The organism is Salinivirga sp., assembly GCF_035268865.1.
Lineage (GTDB): Bacteria > Bacteroidota > Bacteroidia > Bacteroidales > Salinivirgaceae > Salinivirga.
In genome coordinates this window covers 1-18,944 of record NZ_DATFKB010000059.1, presented here as the reverse complement: position 1 = coordinate 18,944, position 18,944 = coordinate 1, and the positions used below count along the sequence as shown (strand labels likewise).

At 41.4% G+C, this 18,944-nt stretch carries 14 protein-coding genes; 8 read left to right on the top strand and 6 right to left on the bottom strand.

From position 1 onward, the window contains the following. The coding region (locus VJ937_RS03950; RefSeq protein ID WP_324065596.1) for a RelA/SpoT family protein at window positions 1-1,571 on the top strand (1,571 nt) is incomplete at its 5' end. A 51-nt stretch (window positions 1,572-1,622) separates the two neighbouring features. Here VJ937_RS03950 and VJ937_RS03945 read toward each other — a convergent pair. After that, a complete protein-coding gene (locus VJ937_RS03945; protein WP_324065595.1) occupies window positions 1,623-2,264 on the bottom strand; it encodes a response regulator transcription factor in 642 nt (213 codons plus the stop codon). A 178-nt stretch (window positions 2,265-2,442) separates the two neighbouring features. Here VJ937_RS03945 and VJ937_RS03940 point away from each other — a divergent pair, with 178 nt between their 5' ends. Further along, entirely contained in the window at window positions 2,443-3,363 is a 921-nt protein-coding gene (locus VJ937_RS03940) for a hypothetical protein (protein WP_324065594.1), read from the top strand. Between the two features lie 105 nt (window positions 3,364-3,468). Here the strand turns inward: VJ937_RS03940 and VJ937_RS03935 are convergent, their stop codons facing one another. From VJ937_RS03935 to mtaB, 5 genes are all read right to left on the bottom strand, one after another. Next, window positions 3,469-5,358: a hypothetical protein gene (locus tag VJ937_RS03935; protein ID WP_324065593.1), complete on the bottom strand. Its 1,890-nt coding sequence runs from the start codon at window positions 5,356-5,358 to the stop codon at window positions 3,469-3,471. A gap of 11 nt (window positions 5,359-5,369) precedes the next feature. Further along, the gene (locus tag VJ937_RS03930) at window positions 5,370-6,749 is read right to left on the bottom strand and encodes an OmpA family protein (protein WP_324065592.1); all 1,380 of its coding nucleotides are present in this window, start codon (window positions 6,747-6,749) and stop codon (window positions 5,370-5,372) included. 361 nt (window positions 6,750-7,110) lie between these two features. Next, window positions 7,111-8,634 carry a GWxTD domain-containing protein gene (locus tag VJ937_RS03925; RefSeq protein WP_324065591.1) on the bottom strand — a complete coding sequence of 508 codons (1,524 nt, stop codon included), beginning with the start codon at window positions 8,632-8,634 and terminating at the stop codon, window positions 7,111-7,113. A gap of 74 nt (window positions 8,635-8,708) precedes the next feature. Beyond that, a complete protein-coding gene (locus tag VJ937_RS03920; protein ID WP_324065590.1) occupies window positions 8,709-9,503 on the bottom strand; it encodes an inositol monophosphatase family protein in 795 nt (264 codons plus the stop codon). Further along, window positions 9,500-10,783, bottom strand: coding sequence for a tRNA (N(6)-L-threonylcarbamoyladenosine(37)-C(2))-methylthiotransferase MtaB (mtaB, locus tag VJ937_RS03915; RefSeq protein WP_324065589.1), 1,284 nt, complete (start codon window positions 10,781-10,783; stop codon window positions 9,500-9,502). The genes VJ937_RS03920 and mtaB overlap by 4 nt, the downstream gene beginning before the upstream one ends. Before the next feature lie 804 nt (window positions 10,784-11,587). Between mtaB and VJ937_RS03910 the strand changes: the two genes are divergently transcribed. The 6 genes from VJ937_RS03910 (at window position 11,588) to VJ937_RS03885 (ending at window position 18,604) form a co-directional block, all read left to right on the top strand. Continuing rightward, window positions 11,588-12,466: a MerR family transcriptional regulator gene (locus VJ937_RS03910; RefSeq protein ID WP_324065588.1), complete on the top strand. Its 879-nt coding sequence runs from the start codon at window positions 11,588-11,590 to the stop codon at window positions 12,464-12,466. 74 nt (window positions 12,467-12,540) lie between these two features. Then, window positions 12,541-13,017 (top strand): lipocalin family protein, encoded by a 477-nt coding sequence (locus VJ937_RS03905; RefSeq protein ID WP_324065587.1) that lies wholly within the window; start codon window positions 12,541-12,543, stop codon window positions 13,015-13,017. Then, entirely contained in the window at window positions 13,011-14,315 is a 1,305-nt protein-coding gene (locus VJ937_RS03900; protein ID WP_324065586.1) for a deoxyribodipyrimidine photo-lyase, read from the top strand. The genes VJ937_RS03905 and VJ937_RS03900 overlap by 7 nt, the downstream gene beginning before the upstream one ends. A 149-nt stretch (window positions 14,316-14,464) precedes the next feature. After that, window positions 14,465-15,385: a TIGR01777 family oxidoreductase gene (locus VJ937_RS03895; RefSeq protein WP_324065585.1), complete on the top strand. Its 921-nt coding sequence runs from the start codon at window positions 14,465-14,467 to the stop codon at window positions 15,383-15,385. A gap of 84 nt (window positions 15,386-15,469) precedes the next feature. Next, window positions 15,470-17,863, top strand: a complete 2,394-nt coding sequence (locus VJ937_RS03890) for a TonB-dependent receptor (RefSeq protein ID WP_324065583.1) — start codon at window positions 15,470-15,472, stop codon at window positions 17,861-17,863. An 18-nt stretch (window positions 17,864-17,881) separates the two neighbouring features. Continuing rightward, window positions 17,882-18,604 carry a hypothetical protein gene (locus VJ937_RS03885; RefSeq protein ID WP_324065582.1) on the top strand — a complete coding sequence of 241 codons (723 nt, stop codon included), beginning with the start codon at window positions 17,882-17,884 and terminating at the stop codon, window positions 18,602-18,604. Window positions 18,605-18,944 lie beyond the last annotated feature (340 nt).

Below are 18,944 nucleotides of genomic sequence, written 5' to 3'. Positions count from 1 at the left end.
CCTATAATAACATTTTGCGCGAAATTGAAAAGAGCAGTCAGGTGCTGGACAGGTATATTAAACTGTTTATTAAACCAGTAAAGTCTGAACTTGATGCGCTTGGCTATAAGTATGAGGTTAAGGCCCGCGTTAAATCTGTGTATTCCATCTGGCGAAAAATGGAGAAACAGCATGTGGCTTTTGATGAGGTATATGACTTTTTTGCTATTCGTATTATCCTTGAAGACCTCGATTTAAATGAAGAAAAAGGTGCCTGCTGGAATGTTTATTCCATTGTATCAAACCTGTACAAACCAAACCCAAAACGCTTGCGCGACTGGGTCTCGTCTCCCAAGTCGAGTGGTTACGAATCACTCCATACTACTGTGATGGGCCCCGATGAGCGCTGGGTCGAAGTACAGATACGCACCCGCCGAATGGACGACAATGCAGAAAAGGGCCAGGCCGCTCATTGGCGTTACAAAGAAACGGGCTCAGCCAATCGCCCCGACCAGTGGCTTGCAAAAGTGCGCGAGGTGCTGGAGTCCCCCGATAAAAGCGATGAGGATATTTCACTCACCGGTCAACCAGTGGACTACTCACCAAACGTATTTGTTTTTACCCCCGCAGGTGATATTAAAAAACTGCCCCGGGGTGCTACCATTATTGACTTTGCATACAGCATACATAGTCGTGTAGGTGATCAGTGTACAGGTGCCCGTATTGGTGGTAAAATTGTGCCTTTAAAGCACAAACTCAGTAATGGTGATACGGTAGAGGTTCTTACCAGTAAAAAGCAAAAACCCAACGAGAGGTGGCTCACCATTGCTGTTTCTGCCAGGGTAAAAAACCGTATTAAAAGAGCCCTCAGGCAACAACGTTACCAGGAGGCGGAGATGGGTAAAGAGGAGTTGCAACGAAAACTTAAGCAACTTCACTTAAATGAGAAAGAGGACTATATTGTAAGGCTGCTGAAACATTTTAAAATGGATTCAGCTGTTGATCTCTACGTGGCTTTTGCCAGGGATGAGATAGAATTTAATACGATCAGGGATGTTTGCCTCAACGAACCCAAAGAGAGCGAGAGCAAACCAGAAGATTTGGTAAGTAAATCGCCTGTAAGCAAGCCAAGGGAAGATGATTATCTGGTGATTGGTGATGACATCAGTCAGGTAAATTATCAGCTTGCAAAGTGCTGCAGCCCGGTTTTTGGCGATAAAATTTTTGGATTTGTTTCTGTCTCAAAAGGCATTGTCATACACCGCGTAAAATGCCCTAATGCGGCAGAATTAAAAGAAAAGTATCCTTACCGGGTTATACGTGCAGTATGGAACAACGCAGTGGAGGAAAAACATTTTATGACCGATGTGCGGGTAATTGGAATTGACCGTAAAGGTGTGCTCAATCAAATCAGTAAGGTTTTTTCTGATGAGATGAACATCAGCATTCAGTCCATGAATATTGCGGCTCATGAAGGTGTTTACGAAGCCATAATAACTTTCAATGTGCGCGATAATGAGCATCTGCAATACATCCTCAATCAATTGATGCAGAATAAATCTGTATTGCGGGCCGAAAGGCTTGATTCATAGGGGCTGCAGTGATAAGGCAAATCTGGTTTCAGGTTGTTGGGAGTATGAAAGTTAGTCGAGCAGGCCATGTTTTGAGGCAAATACAGCGAGGGTAACAGCGTTTTTCGATTTGGTTTTTTTGAGCAGTGCGTCTCGGTGTTTTTCCACTGTACGCGGGCTGATATCAAGATCAGCAGCAATTTCATTGCTTGATAATCCTTCGCAAATGAGCCTGAGTACCTGCATCTCACGTTTGGAAAGTAAAAATTTTACCTTGCTTTTGTCTTGCCGGTTCGACATATACTCAATGGCATTTTCAAGCAATTGAGGAGAGAAATATTTTTCATTGCGCCACACGCTGTTTATGGCTTCAAGTAACTCGCGTGTTTCTGCATTTTTTACTACAAAACCATGCACCCCGGCCTCAATTACCTGGTTGTAATTGTCAAAATCATCGAACATCGATACTGTTATTATTTTGATATCGGGGCGGCGCGATAAGGCTTCTCTGGCTGCTTCAATACCATTCATGCCCGGCATGTCGATATCCATCAGCACCATATCGAACTCGATATTATCCATCATCTCCAGAAAATCCTTGCCATTGTATGCCTTCCCAACTACTTCAATATAGTCTTCTTTCTCGAGCATAACTTTCATGCTGCTCAATAATAACTTGTGGTCGTCTACAAGTACAATGCGTATCAAATCCATGTGCAGTTTTTTGGTAACCCTCCTAAAACAAAAGTTTGCGCCACAAAAGTTACAATAATAGTGGCTGCTGACAAAATTTAATTTGAAATGAAATGTCAAAGTTGTTTGTGTTTTTAATCTGTTTTAATAGATATTTTAATCATTATTATATTTTTGTAGTAAATTTAAATTTATGATTATGAAAGAATTAATTTTACTTGTGTTTTTAACTTCTTTATTCTTTAATGCTTGCGATAAAAACAACGAATCAAGCAATAAAGAGTATAGAATTGTAAGTGAGTTAAATTCTGGTATCTACAAGTTTGATTATGTATATGATAATAATCAAATTGTACAACTTATTCGACAAATAGAAAGTAATGATGAGGTGTGGGAAGAAGATTATCAGGTTGATTTTTACTATGACAACAACAGAATATTTAGCATAGGCTCATTTATTACTGCGGATGGATTGATGCAAGACCGTAAATGGTCTGCCACTTTTAATGAAGGTAGAATTGTCGAGGAGAAAGTTTCGTATTACATAAGTGAAGAATGGGTGCCAGATAATAAATATAGTTATGTGTATGATAATGATAAACTTAACACCGCTACAAAATATTATTACAATAGTGGAGGAGAGGCTTATCCTTATTATAGATATGAGTGTCACTATACTGATGAGTTACTATCTGAATATTACAAAGTTTATTATGAAGACGGGCAGTGGGTTACCGATCAAAAAACAGAATGTTCCTATTCGGGAGGCCATATCAGTCAGATGATAAAGTATGATAGCCTAAATGAAGAATTGTTTCCATTAACTAAAAATGAATATGATCATTCCAATGGAAAAATAGCACAGATAAATTATTTTTTAAGAGAAGCTGGTGATTGGAATCTAGAGGGATATGACCAATATGATTATGACGCTCAGGGGTGCCTAAGTGAATTTTCGACAACGGGCCAAACTATTCAGTATGAATATGAAGAAGGGGAAGGAAATATTGAACAGTTTTTTTATACACCTTTAGGTTTGTTATGGCCTAATCCTCAGGTGAGTAAAAAGCAAGAAGAGGAGTCGTTTTTTATAAACCGATTGCTTAAAATTGCACTGTAATTAGATGGTTGAATTTATTAGGAAAGTGTAGTCAAAGGCAACTCAAGAATAAAAGACAGGCTGCCCGCCGGGTGAAAGATACCACGAACGGGCAGCCTGATTTTTTTAATATTCAACAAATACGATGTTTGATTGCAGTATAGAGCCTACGCTTGAAAAGAATAATTTATTGCCGGTCATGTAAAAATCAGCCACTTTGCGGGCTACATCTTTTACATATCCACCGGCGTTTGAGAGCTGCATTAATGTATTGTTTTCACTTAAAACCAGTATATCAGAGTCTGGTAAATACTGCAGTTGTTTCACAAGCTGCTGGGTTTGCGTAATATTTTTATTCTGGCTGTCCCAAAGGAAAAGATTGAATTCAGGATTGACGCCGGCAGCATAAATAATTCCATCTTTTTCCACAAGGTCCAGAATTACAAGCGTGCTATCAAGAAATTCGTCATATTGAAGGTAGCCATCATCATCGATATGGCAAATCCAGTTTTTACCGGCAAAAACGTTTCCTCCCTGGCTGTGTGCAGCAATTGCATTAACACTTCCTTCTGTGGAATAATTGCGGTGCCACTTTTTATCGGCTTCTTTATCAAAACGTACGAGCCGCATTGTGTTGACGCTATCCATTAAATGGCCGCCAACCAGCATGTCGGAGCCTTGGTGCAGGCTCGAAATTGGGTGCATGGAACCCAGAAATTTCATCCACTCTTTTTTGCCTTCATTACTCACGCTCAGCATCCATCCCTGTCCGGCTGTACTGTCGGTTTCGCCATATATGCCCACGCCAAGCAGCGAACCGTCACTTTGAACAAACAGTTCGTTAATGTGGTCATCGGCCGGAGAGCCAAACTGCTTGTTCCATACCATTTTTCCGGCAGCATCGAGTTTAAGTAGCCACACATCCTGGTTTCGCATTGTGTCAAGCTCAATTGTGCCAGCAATGTATGTATTTCCTTTAGCATCGGAAGCTGCAGCAGAGAATTGGTCGTTGGTCTGGTCGTAGTCAAATGCGCGTGTAGTTTTTGCATTTTTTATTTCGCTTTTTTGGGCAATGCGTTTACCCAGAGCTTTGGCTTTTAAATTAAAGATATCCACATAGTACTTTCCAAAGGGATACTCTTTTACAAAAGCAGTATAAGCTTCGATTGTGTTGATTTTCTTAGCTTTTTCAAACACGAGCTTTTGTCTGAGTTTTTTGGCATCAGACAATTGAAGGGCATCCGGATAATCATGTATAAATCGCTCAATGGCTTCAAGTGTGTTGGCGTTTTTGGCCTTTTCGAAAGCCAGTTTATCCCGCAACAGGAGTGCTTCGGTTTGTTGTTTCGCCAGTGGATATTTTTCAATAAATTCATTTAGTGCATCAAGTGATTTTTGCGCTTTTGCAGCCTCAAACTTCAACTCATGTATCAGTTCCTGGGCCATTTCCTGCTGGGCAGCTTCGGGATATTTGCGTTTAAATTCCAGCAGCGCTTCAACTGTACCCGCATTTTTAGCTTTTATAAATGCATAGTGATTTCTGATATGAATGGTATTGTCAAGATATGGCGAGTTGGGGAACATTTCAATGTACTGTGTTGCCAATTCAGGGTCGAGTTTTTCTCTTACATAGTTGATGGCAGTTTCTTCTATATCTTTAAATTTTTTATCAATGCGTTCATCGAAGCTTTTTTTGCGCATCCGGGTCATTTCCTGTTTCATGTATTCCATCAGGTCCTCTTTGTCTCCTTCATCAAGGTTACTGAGGTTATCGCGGAACACGAGCATGTGTTTATAGGCAGTAAAGAAATCGTCTTCTTCAAATGCCATCCAGGCCAGGCAAAAATTTGCTCCCGGATCTTGCGGTTCGTCCTCCAGGGCGCGATTAGCCAGTTCGCGGCCTTTCTCAAAATCGTCTTTTTCCATTTTATTCACAATTCGGCTCACAGACTGTGCTTGAACTGCCAGGCCAAAAAGGATAAAAAAGATTGTTATAATAGATTTTATGTGTATCATGATGTTGGGGTTTATTTTTTAAGAAGGAAAAATTCTACTCTTCGGTTATTGGCGCGCCCTTCGGCTGTTTTGTTAGTGTCAACGGGCTTGTCTTGTCCGTAGCCTTTGTAAGTGAGTACATCAGGGCTTACGCCTTGCGAAACAAGATAATCGACTACCGCTTTTGCTCGTCCTTCACTCAATTTCTGGTTGTATTGGGGGTTGCCCACGTCATCGGTATGGCCCGAAATCTCAATTTTACTGATGTTGTTGTCTTTTATAAAAGCGGCTACCTTATCGAGTTCGGTGTATGATTGCGGCAGCAAAGCAGTTTTGCCTGTTTCAAAAAAGATATTGTTCAGTACAATGGCTGTACCTTCTTTGATGTTAAACAGGTCGTCTTCTTTTTCTGTATCTTCTACCTTGGGTGCCACAAACTTAACTTCTCCTTCGCGTATGCAGTTTAAGGCATCGGTTACGGTGTATTTGTAGGTTCCTGCTGCAAGGTTTTTAACCGACATGCTCTCGTTGCCTGTGTTCCATTGCACATCGTATGGCTTTGTACCACCCTGAACTGATATCCGCACCCGTCCATCGTTCTGTTTTTGGTCTATTTTACCTGTTATGGGGTTGAAACCACCTGTATAAAACGAATCTACTACAGCTACCTGCAGGTCATGTGGAATGCAGGCGCAGGCCTCGCAGTTGGTTATTTCGCGGACTTCAACCTGGTCAAAATAGTAATAAGCATAATCTGTTAAACTGTGACTGCTTTTATTTTTCTTTTCCACACCCACGTAATTGGTTTCTTCATAGGAATGGAAATTGCCGATAGATAAGAATTGTTCACCGCCATCGGCTTTGTATACCCTGCAAAAGTGTTTCCATTCGTGTGTATTCACAAGGAAAATACCTTTAGGGTTTTTGAGTTGTGGCTCTACATCGATCTCTTTTTTTGTTTTAAAAGCCAGTTTTTCGTTCGACAGATGCAATCCCAGTTGATCGATGGCAAAACGCGAACCACTTGCCAGCTTGTAATAGAACGAAACGCAATAGCGCTGTCTTTTTTTCATCGGTTCTGACAGCTCGCCCTGCAAATATTCGCGGTGAGTAAATGTTGACCCGCTTAAAATTGCCCCGGCATATCCTTCACCCTGTTTTGCATGGCTGTAGCCTGCAAAGTTCGATGGTATGCCTGCCCCCTGATCTGAACATTTATTAAAATAGTCAGAGGCTGTTTTGTTGGGAAAAGTCCAGTGCGGGATTAATACTGTGGTTACATCTTCTGGTGTATGTCGTAGTGGACAGTCAGTGTATTCTTCAAAACCGGGGTTGAGCACCAGGTTTTCCTGACTGAATGTGAAGTGGGGCATGACTAATAAAATCAATATCCCGAATAAAAATTTTTTCATGAGTATAGAGTTTTGTCTTGAATTGACTTACAAAATATTTACATGTACATGTTGCAAACAATGCCTGTATCCCCTGTTAATTTACTTAATCTATCTATTCAGGCTTGTTTAAAGTTAACAGATACTTACCAAAAACAAAAATATAGAAAACTAATGCCAAAATCTAATTTATTTTTGATAATGGATAGATGGTAAAAGTAAGGGATTGTTCCGCAATCATAATCCCTAAAAGATGGATATTAAACAACGCAATGCCCGCAATGAATGTGTCCACTGCGGGCATTGTGTGGTATTTTTTGTTCTTGTATTACTGTGACTAGCTATTGAGGCACTCTTAAACTTAAATTATTTTTTTCAGGGATTACCTTTGTCCCGACAGGAATCTTGACAGTGCTCTGGATGATTCGCTCTGAATATCTCTGAGCATTTGGCTGTCAATATCTCTCAGTAATCCGCTCACGGAATTGAAATTCAGTCCGTCGTCATACGAGAGTTCTCCTGCCACATCGGTATAGAGCAACACGTATTCGCCGCCAAGGCTGTATTTGTCGAGTCCTTTTACAAAAACAAAGATACGGTCGGTTTGTCCGTTTACCTTGTAGTAGTGCCATATTTGGTAATCCACGGCATCTACCATGGTCTGGTCAGCACCTCCACTGCTTATTATTTGTTGCTGTCCCAAATGGTCTTCTCTTATGGAACTTGGCGGGCCATATTTGAGGTAAATTCTGCCGAGGTCGGTAGCATAGCCCCTTCTTCTTCCGTAACCAAAATGGTCCTGTACAATTTTCAGCTGATCTTTGTATACGTTCCATTCAGCTTCGGGATTGGCCGGGTTGCGTTCTTTCCAAAAATTGTAAAAGAATTGCTGCATGAGTTTCATTTGACCGGGCTCAAAATCCTGTAAAATAAATTTCTGCTCCATACGATTGGCAATGGGGTAGATCGCATAAATATGATCTTCGAGTTGGTTGAAATTGGTGATCTCCTGTGCAAATGTCCTGGAAATATCTATGCTTGTGTAGTCTACATCGAGTTCGTTGTATTCAGCATTGGCACGCTGAATGAATTTTTTGTGTTGCCCCAGCAGTTCATTTTTGCTGTTGCGCACTTCAATTACAAGGTTGTAGTTGCCTGAGTTTAGTTTACTGATGTCGAACGACTTCATTATGACGTTGATGGGTGCTGCAGTTTTGCGGCTTTTGTGCGCAAACTCAGTGTACATTCTTTTGGTTGGGTTACCTTCGAGGTAGGTGGTAATCAAAAACACAGAGTCCTGACCCACAGCTTTATCCATGTTGTAAATTTCAGCATAGAACGACAATTCATTCACATCGTCAGGGTAAAAGTTGCTCACAAATGGTACAATGTCGAATCCGCTTTTTGTGTATTGATTGCGTTTTTGAGTGGGATTAATGCTTTCTGCGAGGGTTATGCCACTAAAAGCAAGGTCAGTACTGTCAATATTGATGGTGATGATATCGCTGTAGGTAAATTTTTCTCCTTTGGCATAATTATCCTTCAGGATAAGCTCAAAATTGTAGGTACCATTGTCAAGTGCGAATCGCTCCAGATTTAAAAAGGCGGGTTTTCCATCTTTTAAGGTGTCGAGTTCGGCACTTTTTAAGTTAAACTTTCGGTAAGCTTTTACAATATCACCATTCTTAAAAATCATGGTTACTTCCACAGATGCCTGTACTTTATCTTCTTCACCTTCTACATCTCTGTATTTAACCGAATTGCCGGCTATGGCGAGATAGGTTTCAAGATAGGGGTCACTATTAATGTCCATAAACGGTGCATAATGAAAGTATCCGGTTGGAGTCTGGGCTTTGAGCATGAGGCCCGACAACATTACTGCAATTATGATTACTATGCGGTTCATATGTGAATATTTTTTATCTCAGTTTGATATGCTTTGTTTTGGGGATAAAGATAATATTTCTGTTCGATATATGATTAATTCATTTTTTCATCTACTAATGATTGCGTTGCTTTTGCCAGGAAGCTGTTGGTGGCAATTATTTCTTCTCCGAAGAGGTAATTATTGCCGCCTTTAAAGTCTGTGACAATACCCCCGGCTTTTTGTACTATAAAAGCTCCGGCTGCCACATCCCATGGGCTCAGGCTATACTCAAAAAATGCATCGAAACGGCCGCATGCCACATAAACCAAATCTGTAGCTGCACTTCCGTGTCTGCGTATGCCGCGGGTATTTTGCATCATGTAATCAAGTACCTTCATATAGTTTGGCAGGCGCTTGTAATCGTAATATGGAAACCCGGTTGCGTACAGGCTGTCGGCCATTTTTTTGTGAGTGGATGTATGGATAGGTTTACCATTCAGCATTGCCTGTTCTCCCTCGAAAGCATAAAACAGCTCGTCGTGCCCCACTTCATAAACCACACCTGCTACAGTTTGCTCTTTGTGCTGCAAAGCCACACTTACAGCAACGGGGTAAATATCGTGAATGTAATTCGTGGTACCATCGAGCGGATCGATTATCCAGCGCCAGTCACTTTCGTTTTCGCCGGCGGTGCCTTCTTCGGCAATGAATCCCGATCCCGGAATAAGCTTTTGAAGGCCTTCCACAAGCATCGATTCGGCCTTTTTATCCACATAGGTTACGAAGCTGTTGTGGGCTTTATCATCAATTTGTTGTTCCTTTATTTTACCTTTTTCATCTCTGATGAAATTGCCGGTTGTTTTTATCAGTTCCAGCAATGGCGTTTTGATGGTTTCAAGTGTTTTCATACAATTGTGCCTTTTACGGTTCCTTCTTCATCCAACTCTGACAAATATACATTCAAAATTGTGTTTTCCATACCTTCTTTGTAGGGTGTCTTTACCCTGATATAATTGTCAGTAAATCCATAAATAAATTTGTTTTGTATTTCTCTCTCAAAGAGCACCTTGCGTGTTTGTTTCAGGTTGCTTTGGTGGAAGTTACGCGACATTTTATCTGCCAGCTCGTGCATCTCCCTGCTGCGCTGTTGTTTAACCTGGGATTTTACCTGGTGCTTCATTTCTGAAGCTGTGGTCCCGGGCCTTGAGGAGTATGTAAATACATGCAGGTACGACAAACCCAGCGATTCAATAAATTTCATTGCCTGCTGATGATGCTCATCTGTTTCTCCCGGTACCCCCACAATAACGTCAGCGGCAATGCATGCATCAGGTACAGTGCGTTTTATTTCTGAAACCCTTTCAGCAAATAGTTCGGTTGTGTAACGGCGGTTCATTTTTTCGAGTAACACGTCAGTACCACACTGCAAAGGAATATGGAAATGAGGCATAAGTGCCTCCTGTGCTGCAACCAGTTGAATAATGTCATCATTCATAAGGTTGGGCTCAATGGAACTTAGTCTGAGTCTGGGTATATTTCCCAGTTCCACAAGTGCTTTTAGAAGCTCATAAAAGCTTTCGCCGTGCTGCCTGCCGAAATCACCAACGTTTACGCCTGTAAGAATTATTTCTTTGGTGCCGGTGGCAATAATTTCCTTTGTTGTTTCTACAATGGTTTTAATTTCGGGACTCCGGCTTAGTCCCCGGGCCATGGGAATGGTGCAATAGGCACAAAAGTAGTTACAGCCGTCCTGTACCTTCAGGAAAGTGCGTGTGCGATCGCCTGATGACCAGGCGCTGTCAAATGTGGTAATTTCTTTAAAAGGATGGGTATATACGGATGTTTGCGCGTCTTGCTCCAGGTAATCGAAGACTTTAAATTTTTCTTCGTTCCCGAGAATCAGGTCTGCTGTTTCCAGGTTGCGAAGTTCTTCGGGCCGGAGCTGGGCATAGCATCCCAGCACCACAATCTTAGCATTGGGGTTTGCTCTGCGTGCTTTTGAAAGCAAATTACGCCCTTTTTTTTCGGCAAGTGAAGTTACCGAGCAGGTATTGATTACTATAATGTCGCTTTCATCAAAATTATTGGTTCTTTCATAACCTTTCTGCTCAAAAACGGTAGCCAGTGATGAAGTTTCTGCAAAATTAAGTTTGCAGCCTAAGGTGCGAAATGAGACGCTTTTTGCCATATCAAATTACAATTATTGCTAACTCCTTACAATTATCATACAAAGTAGACCTGATGAAATCAATAATTTATAATTGGGATAAAAATATCTGAAACTTTATAGTTTTTTGTGCTTATTACAATATATATTGAAAAAATACAAGCTATTTCTTATCTGAATTTGTTCTCAAAGTTGTAATTTTTGAGATAGTACATTCATTACACCGCCATTTGTGGCGGTGACAAGTTACCGTTGCTGCTTAGGGCTTTAGCCAGGAACTTTTTTCTATATAGATTAGGTTCCAGGCTGAAGCCTTACCGCTCTTGATGCTTACCTAAATCCACGCCATAAATGGCGTGGTAAGTCAGCTGTATGTAATTTTATAATATCAGGTTTAAACGAATTAATAGCAATTGACTTGAAAAACCACTTTTTTTCTGGCGATTTCAAAAAATGTCCCAATAATAATCGGTTATAACTATTGTTGACCTTTTTATTTGAAAAGTTTCGGATGAAACCTCCATGACAAAGCTTTTGACACACACGCATGATTATTTGGAACTTTACAGGTAAAAAGCTTTAAAATAAGGGAATAGGAGGTTTCATCCCGATTGGTATCGGGACAGGTAATGACCTTTGAACCGAACGAAGTGAGCTCATGAGCTTGCGAATAAAATTAAAAATAAACATATGAATGTGATAATTGGGATAAAAATATCTGAAATGTCTTTTATTTTGAATGATTTTTTTAATTTTGTTTAAAATTCTCCCGTAAATAATAAACAAATATACAGAAGCCATGTTTTTCGTTAAAAGGAAATTCAGATGTACTCGATAAAAGATTTGGAAAGACTTACAGGTATTAAGGCGCACACTATACGAATGTGGGAAAAACGCTATGGAATAATTGAGCCAAAACGAACTGAGACCAATATCAGGACATATTGTGATACAGATGTTAAAAAGCTTTTGAATATAGCTGTGCTTAATAAGCATGGACTAAGAATATCTAAACTTGCCGACCTGTCTGATCAGGAGTTGCGTGAGAAGGTGGTTTCACTGAATGTCGGACTTAATACATCAAGTGTGCAGATAGAGCACCTCATAATCAGCATGATTGATATGGATGAAATCAAGTTCGAATCTGTTTTGAATCGCTCCATCATTAAGAATGGTTTTGAAGAGACCGTTAAAACCCTGCTTTTTCCTTTTTTTGATCGAATCGGGGTCTTGTGGCAAACAGGCTCCATTAGTCCTGCCCAGGAACATTTTGTTTCTAATCTGGTACGTCAGAAATTGTTTGTGGCCACTGACAGAATTGTGCCCGAATCCAATGTTAAAACACCTACCTTTGTTTTCTTTTTGCACGACCACGAGTTACACGAAATCGGTTTATTGTTTTACCATTACATAGCCAAAAAGTGGGGTATGAAAACGCTTTATCTCGGTCAAATTGTACCATATGAGGATATGATAGAGGTACGCAAAAAAGTTAAACCTGATTATTTATTTACTTCTTTCACTGCCAGTATGGATGAAGGCTGGATAGAAAACTATATCAATAAACTGGCTGCGGAATTTTCTGATGCAACAATTTATATTAGTGGTTACCAGGTGAAGGAAATGTTAGATTTGCCTAAAAATGTACAGACGGTGAAAGATATTGAAGACTTTAAAGAAATTGTAAAAGAGTTAGCCAATTAATGTAATGCCGGCATTTTATGTATAAACAACTTGCGTTTAGTATATTATTAAGCATTGTATTTTTTTCGTGCAGCATGCCAAAATTTAATCCCGATACAACCCAGGCCGTTAAATCGCTCAATGTAGATCGTTACATGGGCAAGTGGTACGAGATATACCGTTTGCCGATGCGTGCAGAGAAAGACCTGGTTAATGTAACAGCCACTTACACACTTCGCAACGATAACCGTATCGATGTTTTGAACGAAGGATATAAGCACCAACCCGGGGGAAAACATAAAAAAGCAAAAGCGTTGGCCTGGCAACCAAACCCGGAGATTGATGGAGCCCTTATTGTAAGGTTTTTCGGATTATTTAAAGCCGATTACCTTATTCTGGCGCTCGATGATGAATATCAGTGGGCAGTTGTAAGCACCCTAAGCCGTAAGTATGCGTGGATTTTGGCACGCGAACCTGCTATTTCAACCAACCTCGAGCAAAATTTATTAGATACCGCTCAAAGTTTTAACATCGATACATCACGTTTTATAAAAACAGTTCAGCAATGGTAAATGCTGCCCCTGTATTATTCTGGCTCAGAAGAGACCTGCGCCTGGCCGATAATCGCGGACTTTTTGAAGCGCTCAATTCGGGCCACAAAGTTCAGCTGCTTTTTATTTTCGATACTGATATTACAGACGAATTACCTGCCGATGATCATCGCATATCGTTGATTTATGATCAATTAAAATTGCTACATGAGGCTGTTAAACCTTATAACAGCAGTCTGTTGGTGAAGTACGGCAGGCCTGCTGAAGTTTTTCGTGAGGTTTTTGAGCGCCTCAAACCTGCTGCAGTTTATACCAACGAAGACTATGAGCCTTATGCCGTTGAACGCGATGAGCATATCGCGCAATTGTGTGATGAATACAGCATAGGTTTTGAGAAGTTTAAGGACCAGGTGATTGTCCATCCCCGAGAGGTGCTGAAAAAGGACGGGAAGCCCTACACGGTTTTCACACCATGGTCTAAAAAATGGTTTGCTGCATTCGATGCAGAGCGTTTATCAATTTACCATAGTGAACAACATTTGCAGCAACTGGCCCCAGGCAATTATGAATTGCCGAAGCTCGATGCAATGGGCTTTCAGTACAATCCCCGAAAAATTCAAACTGAATTTCCAGCGCCCAATTTGTTGAAAAACTACGTTGATCAAAGAGATTTTCCCGCGGTACCGGGTACATCGAGGCTTAGTGTTGTACTGCGGTTTGGTTTTATCAGCATTCGCAAGTTGGTAAATCATGCTGCAGCCTATGGCTCCTTTTTAAATGAACTGGCCTGGCGGGAGTTTTATATGATGATTATTTTCCATTTCCCGCATGTGGTGAGCAAATCATTTAAGCCACAATATGAGAATATACGCTGGCGCAATAATGCCGATGAATTTGCACGATGGTGCCAGGGGAATACAGGTTATCCCATAGTGGATGCGGGTATGCGGGAGCTAAATCAGACGGGTTATATGCATAACCGTGTGCGCATGATTACGGCCAGCTTTCTTACAAAGCATTTATTAACAGACTGGCGGTGGGGCGAAGCCTATTTTGCCCAAAAGTTAACCGATTATGAATTGGCTTCAAATAATGGAGGATGGCAATGGGCTGCCGGCTCTGGTTGCGATGCTGCACCGTATTTCCGGGTTTTTAATCCCGAATTGCAAACCAAAAAATTCGATCCGCATTTCAGCTATATTAAAAAATGGGTGCCTGAATACCAAACTTCCGAATATTTTGAGCCTGTTGTTGAACATAAATATGCAAGAGAAAGAGCTTTATCTGCCTACAAACAAGGATTAAACCAGCATCGTTAATTAAGTTTTTTTTTGACTACATTGGTTTACTTTTTGTTTTAAATGTGAACTTTAAGCGTACTATGATGTTTTCTAAAAAATGCTACTTATCAAATAATAGTTGCATTCGAGCTTAAAAATTCATAATTTTCTGAAAACTACATATTAAAATGGTCATATTAGTGTTTGGCGGAACCGGATTAATTGGACAGGAGTTTTGTGCTCATGCCCTGATGAATAATCATCAGCCCATTGTGGTATCGCGTTTTCCTGAAAGGTATAACATACCCTATCAGATTATCGGTTATTCCGATGCAGCCAAACCCCCGGTGCAGCGAATGTTAAGTGGAGAATATGCTGCAGTGAACCTTACCGGGGCCAATATTGCCTCAAAATCCTGGTCAGAATCGCGAAAAAAATATTTGCTTGAAAGCAGGTTAGATATCCTGGATCGCATAGAGCTCTTTTTGCAGCAAGCTCCACAGGAACCCGATGCACTGTTGCAATCGTCGGCTATTGGTTATTATGGCAATACCGGCTCAAAGAAAATTGAAGAAAAATCAGCACCAGGTTCAGGTTTTCTATCTGAACTTGCCCGGAAATGGGAAGAACGTTTCCGTAAAGTAGAACTCGAAGATACCCGTAAACTTATTATGCGCACAGGTATAGTGCTGTCGAATAATGGCGGCATGCTGCCAAAAGTGGTAAAACCATTTAAGCTTTTTGCCGGTGGTGTGATAGGTTCCGGTAAGCAATTTGTTTCCTGGATCCACATTCAGGATCAGGTAAGAGCCATGATGCACTTAATTGAGGATAAATATACCCATGGTGCTTATAATTTAACTGCCCCGGAACCAGTTACCATGAAAACTTTTACCAAAGCTGTTGGCAAAACATTGCGCCGGCCGGCTTTTTTTAAGGTGCCTTCACTCATAATAAAAGCAATGTACGGGCAAATGGGCAAGGAGACCATACTTGAAGGAACAAGGGTATATCCGAATCGTTTGCTCGATTATGAGTTTGAATTTATTTTTACTGATGTAAACCTTGCGCTGAAAAATTTGCTCATTAAACAAAAGAAGCAGAAATAGTTTTTTATTAAAAAATCCTACCACAAACAACATTTTTTGTTTATTGTTGTTTAGTTTTTTGAGTTCACATCTTAAACAAAAACTATGCAACGCAACATTCTGTTAATCATATTTCTGGCCCTGTCTTCCTTGCTGTACGGGCAAAATGCAAAGCTGGAGGGTCGTGTTTTTGATCCGGTGAACAATGAACCCGTGCCCTTTGCCAATGTTATTGTAAGTGGTACAAATACGGGTGCCATAACCGACATCGACGGAAAATTTAAATTTACAGGGCTTGAGCCGGGCTATATCCGCCTGGAGGTATCTTCGCTTGGGTATGAAAAAATTATTACGAAGCAGGTGTTGGTAACCAATGCCAAAACCGCCTATTTGGATATTGAACTGGAACAGGTTACAAAAGAACTCGAAACTGTAGATGTGGTTGCGAGTCGTTTCCGTAAGAAGGTGGAGAGCCCCATCTCAATGCGCTCCATAGGTGTGGCCGAAATTGAGAAAAACCCGGGTGCCAACCGCGATATCTCGAAAGTAATTCAATCTTTTCCGGGGGTGGCATCCACACCCGCTTTCAGAAACGATGTAATTGTGCGGGGTGGGGGCGCCAACGAGAATGCTTTTTACCTCGATGGTGTGGAAATACCCAACCTGAACCACTTTTCCACGCAGGGTGCTTCCGGAGGGCCGGTGGGCATCATCAATGTGGATTTTGTGCGCGAAGTGGACTTTTACTCCGGCGCTTTTCCTGCCAACAGGGGAGGTGCTGTAAGTTCAGTGCTCGACTTCCGGCAGGTTGACGGTAATAAAGAAGAGATGAAATACCGGGCTACTATTGGTGCTTCGGACCTGGCCTTAACGCTCGATGGCCCGCTGGCCGACAATGCCAGTATTATATTTTCGGTGCGCCGGTCGTACCTGCAATTCTTGTTCAGTGTGCTGGAGCTGCCTTTTCTGCCCACTTATAACGATGCGCAGTTTAAGAGCCGCATACGGCTTGACGAAAAAAATGAGATCATACTTATTGGACTGGGAGCACTTGACCAGTTCGAACTCAATAAGGACGCCAATGAAACCCCCGATCAGCGGTATATTCTGAACTATTTACCCGTTAATGAGCAGTGGAACTATACCGGTGGTATGGTATACAAACATTATCGCGATAATGGCTACCACACATTTGTACTTTCGCGAAACCATTTGAATAACTCGGCTTATAAATACCAGAATAATGTGGAAGAACCTGAAAACCTGCTGTTCGATCTTGATAGTGACGAGATAGAGACAAAATTCAGATATGAAAATAATATCAGGCTCGATAACCTCAAAATTATTTATGGTGGCGGGGCAGAGTATGCCGAGTATTTTAATCGCTCATTCAATAAGATTTTTCGCAACGGACAAACCCTGGAAATTAATAATGAATCGGACCTCGATTTTATAAATTACAGCGCTTTCGGGCAGGTTAGCCGGGGTTTCTTTGCCGAACGGCTGAAACTTTCATTGGGCCTGCGGTTCGATGGCAGTAGTTACGATAAAGAGATGGTGAGCCCCTTTTCGCAATTTTCGCCGCGCTTTTCGGCCAGCTACGGACTCAATGAAAAATGGTTTCTGAACTTTAATACCGGCCGTTTTTACCAGTTACCCGCTTATACCACCATGGGCTACCGCGATGAAAATGGCGAGCTGGCTAACAAGCAAAACGGATTGGAATATTATTATGCCGACCATGTTGTGGGTGGAATAGAGTACCAACCCAACAACGATAGCCGTGTTACGCTGGAGGCTTTTTATAAAAATTACGGCGATTACCCCTTTTCTGTGCAGGATTCAGTAGCCATATCTGGTAAAAGTGCCGATTTTGGCGTGTTTGGCGATGAGGAGGTTACAAGCACCGGCGAGGGCCGGGCCTATGGCCTTGAGTTTTTGGTGCGCCACAACGATTTATTGGGCTTTAACCTCATAAGTTCACTGACATTGGTACGTAGTGAATTCAAAGATATTGAAGGTAAATACGTCCCATCGGCATGGGATAATCGTATTTTGTATAACATTACCGCCACGCGTAGAATTGGTAAAAACTGGGACGTGGGAATGAAATGGCGTTTTGTGGGTGGCGCACCTTATACGCCCTACGATTTGCAAACCTCCAGCCTTGTTTCGGCCTGGGATCGAAGAAACCAACCTTATCTGGATTACGACCGTTTTAATGAAAAACGTCTCGGAGCTTTCCACCAGCTCGATTTGCGTGTCGACAGGCAGTTTTATTTCGACAAATGGTCGCTGATGCTGTATTTGGATATCCAGAATGTGTACAACTTTAAGGCAGATGAGCAAGACAATTATATTAATGAGGATGAAAATGGAGATGTAGTGATCGTGAACCCTTCGGCGCCGCCCGAAGAGCAGCGGTATGATCTGCGCAGAATTCCCAGCGACGGTCAGGGTACAGTTTTGCCCACCATTGGCGTAATGGTAGAGTTTTAAAATTTAAAATCCGGTATCATGAAAAAAATAAATGTGTTAATTATCGTTTTAGTTTCGGTGGCTGCAACACTTAGCGGCCAAACTGAATCAATTACCGCAAACCAGGCTGCCAAAGGTACAGCACTACAGTTGCATTTTGAAGCGGGTGAGGCACACAATCACCCCAGCTTTGCTGTTTGGGTGGAAGATTTACAGGGCAATTTCATACAAACCCTGTTTGTTACAAAATCGGTAGGAACCGGTATTTATCCTTACAAACCTGCCGGCGACCTGAAATGGGAAAAAGGGCCGGGCAGGGCACACCGCCCCGCAGCTTTACCCTATTGGTTTCATAAACGCGACGGGGAAAAACTTCAGGATGCCAATATTCCTGATCCTGATAATCCGGTCCCGGATGCCTACACCGGAGCCACACCAAAGCAAAACTTCAACCTTGCAGTAAGCACCGATGAGCCGCTGAAAGGTAAGGTGCGCGTATTGCTCGAGGTGAACCAGCCCTGGGATGTGAACGAATTTTGGACCAATGCCAAATATCCGGAAAATACGCAATACCTGACCTCATGCCAACCGGCTGTAATTTATGCCGTAACCATAGATTTAGAAAAAACCATGGATATGTATTACCTGAACCCAATAGGGCACAGCCACCCCTATGGCGCCGACGGTAAACTATATACCAACCTGACCACACTCACAACGGCACTCGATATTTTTAGTAAAATAAAACTGAAAATCGAATAACCTGAAAGCATTGTAAATTATTGCTGTAAGTCAGGAGCCGCATTTCAACCACTCTGCATAGATTTTCTGTGCAGTTTTTTTTGTTTAAAATAAAATAGGAATTTTCTGCAACCTTTGTTACATTTGAAAAGTGTGCAGAATCGTTTTTGTAATCGTTTACGAAAAAACAGATAACCGCACAAAAACCTGCACTTATCCACCGAACGGTAGTTGGATAAGTGCAATAACTTGTAGTTATCTACTAGTTGTAGGGCATTTGGCACAACTTTAAAACAGAGTTATAAATGGGAAGAATTCGATTTAAAATAAATTATGAAGTCAAGCAAAAGAGAAAGTTTGA